The sequence below is a fragment of the Mesorhizobium sp. M7A.F.Ca.ET.027.03.2.1 genome (genome assembly GCF_003999175.1).
In the GTDB taxonomy this organism is placed as follows: Bacteria; Pseudomonadota; Alphaproteobacteria; order Rhizobiales; family Rhizobiaceae; genus Mesorhizobium.
Genome location: NZ_RZOM01000418.1, coordinates 1 through 4,884 on the forward strand (window position 1 = coordinate 1; position 4,884 = coordinate 4,884).

Below are 4,884 nucleotides of genomic sequence, written 5' to 3' on the forward strand. Positions count from 1 at the left end.
ACCTTCGACAACAAGGAAGTCGGCCGCATGCAGGCCCGCGAAGTGTTCAAGGTCAAGCCGGAAGGCAACTACGTCTTCATCAAGGGCTCCGGTGCCGATCCCAATGCCGACTTCCTGTTCTCGGGCTCGATGGAAGTGCTCAAGGAAGCCATCGACAGCGGCAAGATCAAGAATGTCGGCGAAGCCTACACGGATGGCTGGCTGCCCGCTAACGCCCAGAAGAACATGGAACAGTTCCTGACCGCCAACGACAACAAGGTCGACGCGGTGGTCGCGGCCAATGACGGCACTGCCGGTGGCGTCGTCGCGGCGCTGACGGCTCAAGGCTTGGCCGGCACCGTGCCGGTCTCGGGTCAGGACGGCGACCACGCCGCGCTGAACCGCATCGCCCTCGGCACGCAAACCGTGTCGGTGTGGAAGGACGCGCGGGAGCTCGGCAAGAATGCCGCCGAGATCGCCTCGCAACTGGCCGACGGCAAGAAGACGAGCGACATCGCCGGCGCCAAGGACTTCACGACGCCGGGCGGCAACACCGTCAAGTCGCTGTTCCTGACCCCGGTTGCCATCACCAAGGACAATCTCAACGTCGTCATCGACGCCGGCTGGATCAAGAAGGACGAAGTCTGCGCGGGTGTCGCCGCCGGCACCGTGGCGGCCTGCAACTGATCCGTACCACTTTGAAATATCTGAACGCCGCGGCCCAAAAGCCGCGGCGTTTTCTCAAAGAATTCTGTTTCCGCATCATGCGGATAGCTTCTAGGCTGGGCTCCGGCATGCGCGTCAGACGGCCAGCCGGTGGGAGGAAACCATGACCGATACGACGTCAAACCCGCAGACCGATACGGCGCGCGCGTCGGAACTCGGCGCCGTCGCCCGGTTCCTGAAGGCGACCGAGATCGACACCCGCATGCTCGGCATGATCGGCGCGCTGCTGGTCATCTGGATTGGGCTGCATGTCATTTCCAGCCTGCGCCTTGGCGTCAATCCGCTCGATTTCGACAGCCGCACCTTTCTCACGCCGCGCAATCTGTGGAACCTGTCGGTGCAGACATCCGCGGTTGCCATCATGGCCTGCGGCATGGTGCTGGTCATCGTCATGCGCAACATCGACCTGTCGGTCGGTTCCGCCGAGGGCCTGATCGGCATGGTGATGGGATTTGCCCAGGTGCATTTCCTGGTGCGCTTTGTCGGGCTCGAACTCGGCAACCCGTGGATCTGGGTCCTGGCACTGGTCATCGGCCTGGCGCTCGGCCTGTTGATCGGCGCTTTTCAAGGCTTCGTCATCGCCTATCTCGAAGTGCCCGCCTTTATCGTGACGCTGGGTGGCCTGCTGGTCTGGCGCGGTGCCGCCTGGTGGGTCACTTCAGGCCAGACCGTGGCGCCGCTTAACGCCACTTTTCAGCTGATGGGCGGTGGGCCGGCGGGATCGATCGGCGCGACCTGGAGCTGGGTCGTTGGGATCGTCGCCTGCCTCGCCGTGGTGTTTGGGCTGTTCAACGGGCGGGTGCAGCGCAAGCGTTTCCGGTTTCCGCTACGTCCGATCTGGGCCGAGGCGCTGCTTGGAGTCGTCACCTGCGGCGCCATCATGGGTGCGGTCTGGCTCGCCAACTCCTACCCCTGGCCGATCGGCATCGTGAACAGATATGCGGCCGCCAACAACATCACCGTTCCCGAAGGCGGCCTGTTCATCGCCCACGGTATCGCCATACCGGTGCTGATGGCTGTCGCCGTCGGGCTGGTCATGACCTTCATCACCAACCGCACCCGTTTCGGCCGCTATGTGTTCGCCATCGGCGGCAATCCCGAGGCGGCTAATCTCGCCGGCATCAACACGCGATGGATCACCATGAAGGTGTTCATGATCATGGGCGTGCTGGCCACGATTGCCGCGGCGATCTCCTCGGCCCGGCAGAATTCGGCCACCAACGTGCTTGGAACGCTCGACGAACTGCTCGTCATTGCAGCCGCCGTGATCGGCGGCACGTCGCTTGCCGGCGGATCGGGAACGATCATCGGCGCCATGCTGGGCGCGCTGCTGATGCAGTCGCTGCAGTCCGGCATGGTGCTGCTCGGCGTCGACTCGCCGCTGCAGAGCATCGTCGTCGGGGCCGTACTGGTCATCGCCGTGTGGCTCGACACCGTCTATCGCAAGCGCGTCTAGGAGGGCATGCCATGAATGACAAGACTGCTCCTGCAGCTACCGCGCTGATCGACATGAGGAACATCTCGATCGCGTTTGGCGGCATCCGCGCCGTCGACGACGCCTCGATCGATCTTTTCCCCGGCGAGGTCGTGGCGCTGCTCGGCCACAATGGCGCCGGCAAGTCGACATTGATCAAGATCCTGTCCGGCGCCTACAAGCGCGATTCGGGCCAGATCTTCGTCAACGGCGAGGAGGCATCGATCTCCAATCCACGCGACGCCAAGAAATACGGCATCGAGACGATCTACCAGACGCTGGCGTTGGCCGACAATGTCGACGCCGCCGCCAATCTGTTCCTCGGCCGCGAGCTGATGACCGCATGGGGTACGCTCGACGACGTTGCCATGGAGGCCGAGGCGCGCAAGGTGATGGGCCGGCTCAATCCCCGCTTCCAGCGCTTCAAGGAGCCGGTGATCAAGCTGTCGGGCGGCCAGCGGCAATCGGTGGCGATCGCGCGTGCGATCCTGTTCAACGCCCGCATCCTGATCATGGACGAGCCGACGGCGGCGCTTGGTCCGCAGGAAACGGCGCAGGTCGGCGAACTGGTCAAGCAGCTCAAGTCCGATGGCATCGGCATCTTCCTGATCAGCCACGACATCCACGATGTGTTCGAGCTTGCCGACCGGGTCTGCGTCATGAAGAACGGCCAGGTCGTTGGCACCGCCCGCACCACCGATGTCACCCAGGACGAGGTGCTGGGGATGATCATTCTTGGCAAATGCCCGCCGGGCGCCATTCCAGGACCGGGCGCGCTGAAGATCGCGGCCTGAGATCAAGCCAGCTCGCGGTTGCCGGACACGTGATATGCCAGCCGTAAGGATGGCTTGGCCGTGGCATTGTGTTGGCACGGCGACTTGCCCATAAAGGTCCGATATCGCTCAGGGACCGCACGATCCGTTGAAGAAGCTTTTCCCGATCATCGCCTTTATCGCCGTCGCACTAATCAGCATGGTGATGGCAGGTTTCGCCTATTTCGCCACACAGGAAGCCGCGCGCATCAAGTTCGAGGCGACTGCCGACGACGCGCTCAACCGGATCGAGAGCCGGATCGACCTGCATCTGTCGCTGCTGCGCTCGACGCAGGCCCTGTTCGACGCCCGCAATGGCGATATTTCTCGCAATGAGTTCAAAGCGTTCTTCAACGCGCTCGATGTCGACAAGAATTTCGCCGGCTTGCGAGGCATCGGTTTCCTCAGGCTGGCAAAGACGGGCGACGAGGCGACGGTCGAACGCGATATGCTGCACGATTATGGCGTCAGTCATCCAATCTACCCGGATACCACGCAACCCTGGCGTACCCCTATCGTGCTGTTCGAACCGCTGGATCCATCCAACCAAGCCGCCATCGGCTACGACATGTTCAGCGAACCGATGCGGCGTGTGGCGATCGAAAAGGCGATGTCCGACGACCAGCAGCACGCCAGCGGGTTGGTGCAACTGGGCCAGGACACGGGCGCCTCGCAGACGTTCACCGGCTTCTTCGTTTTCGTGCGGCTCAATGTCGAAACCGCTCCCGACGTCATCAATGCTTCGAGATCCTCGACATCAGGTTTTCTCTATGCGGCCTTCCGGGCTCGCGATCTGTTCCAGACCGCGCTCAGCCGGTCGCCGCTACTGCCGGTCAACACCGAAATCTATGACGGCGATGGTGCCGTGAGCGGCGACAATCTGCTGTTCCGGTCGGAGACGCCGCCAGCTTCGACTTTCGGGGACAGGCTGCTGGTCACCCGAAAGATCATCGTCGCCGGACGGCCATGGACTGTCCTGTTCCGGCCGACAAGCGCCTTCTCGCAGCCGTCGTCGCGCGCCATTCCGGTGATGCTGGGGCTATTCGGCCTGCTGTTGGCGGGCGCCATCGCGCTGGTGGCGCGATATCAGGAGCGGGCCTATGAGGCAGCGTCGCGGTTGCACGAAACCACGGAAAAGAGCCTGATCGAAAAAGACCTGATGCTGCAGGAGATGAAGCATCGCATCAAGAATTCGATCACCAGGGTGCTGGCGATCGCGCGCCAGACGGCATCGCGGGCTACCGACGTCAACGAGTTTTCCGCATCTTTCTCGGCCAGGCTGCAGGCGATGGCAGCGTCCCGGGACATGCTGACGCGCTCTCGCTGGCAGAAGGCCGATCTTGGCGATCTCTTGCGCATCGAACTCGGCCAGGTGTTCGGCAAGGAGTTGCCCGAGGGGCTGCTGTCAGGGCCGCAGGTGCTGCTTGACGAAACCACGACGCAAGCGCTCGGCCTGACCTTCCACGAACTGGCGACGAATGCGCTGAAATACGGCGAAGCCGGCAATTCCGTGGGGGCACTGAAAGTGGATTGGTCTCTGGAAGGGCGTGGGCGCGACAGGACGCTGGCCCTCAACTGGCGCGAAAACGGGCAGAAGAAACTCGAAGCTCCCGCCGAAACCGGTTTCGGCACCAAGCTGATCGATCTCAACGTGACGCGCGAATTACGCGGTACGATCAAGCGCGACTACCAGGCCAATGGGCTGAACGTGGAAATCAAAATTCCACTCGCCAATTGAGCGCGACCTTCACCCGAAAAGGATCAAGCGTCCGGACATGAAAAATCCGAAGGCCAGCGGACCAGCCTCCGGATCGACGTTTCGATTATCGCCGAATTAGTTGCAGCGAGCCGTGTAGATCCGGCCGCGATGATCGCGATATTGGCAATAGCCGT

General features: G+C 62.5%; 4 protein-coding genes. All 4 read left to right on the forward strand.

Features of this window, described 5'->3' with window-relative positions; all coding sequences use genetic code 11:
• Positions 1–666 (forward strand): substrate-binding domain-containing protein (locus EN750_RS18510; protein ID WP_145967756.1); only part of this gene is annotated, 666 nt, incomplete at its 5' end.
• Between the two features lie 142 nt (positions 667–808).
• Positions 809–2,161, forward strand: a complete 1,353-nt coding sequence (locus tag EN750_RS18515) for a sugar ABC transporter permease (protein WP_127267718.1) — start codon at positions 809–811, stop codon at positions 2,159–2,161.
• An 11-nt stretch (positions 2,162–2,172) separates the two neighbouring features.
• The gene (locus tag EN750_RS18520; RefSeq protein ID WP_127267717.1) at positions 2,173–2,973 is read left to right on the forward strand and encodes an ATP-binding cassette domain-containing protein; all 801 of its coding nucleotides are present in this window, start codon (positions 2,173–2,175) and stop codon (positions 2,971–2,973) included.
• Positions 2,974–3,100: 127 nt separating this feature from the next.
• Entirely contained in the window at positions 3,101–4,729 is a 1,629-nt protein-coding gene (locus tag EN750_RS18525; RefSeq protein ID WP_127397275.1) for a CHASE domain-containing protein, read from the forward strand.
• The last annotated feature ends 155 nt before the right edge of the window (positions 4,730–4,884 follow it).

What these genes read in the sequence shown, in the direction of transcription:
- EN750_RS18515 (WP_127267718.1), top strand. Translation starts at nt 809, where the DNA reads ATGACCGATACGACGTCAAACCCGCAGACCGATACGGCGCGCGCGTCG.
- EN750_RS18520 (WP_127267717.1), top strand. Translation starts at nt 2,173, where the DNA reads ATGAATGACAAGACTGCTCCTGCAGCTACCGCGCTGATCGACATGAGG.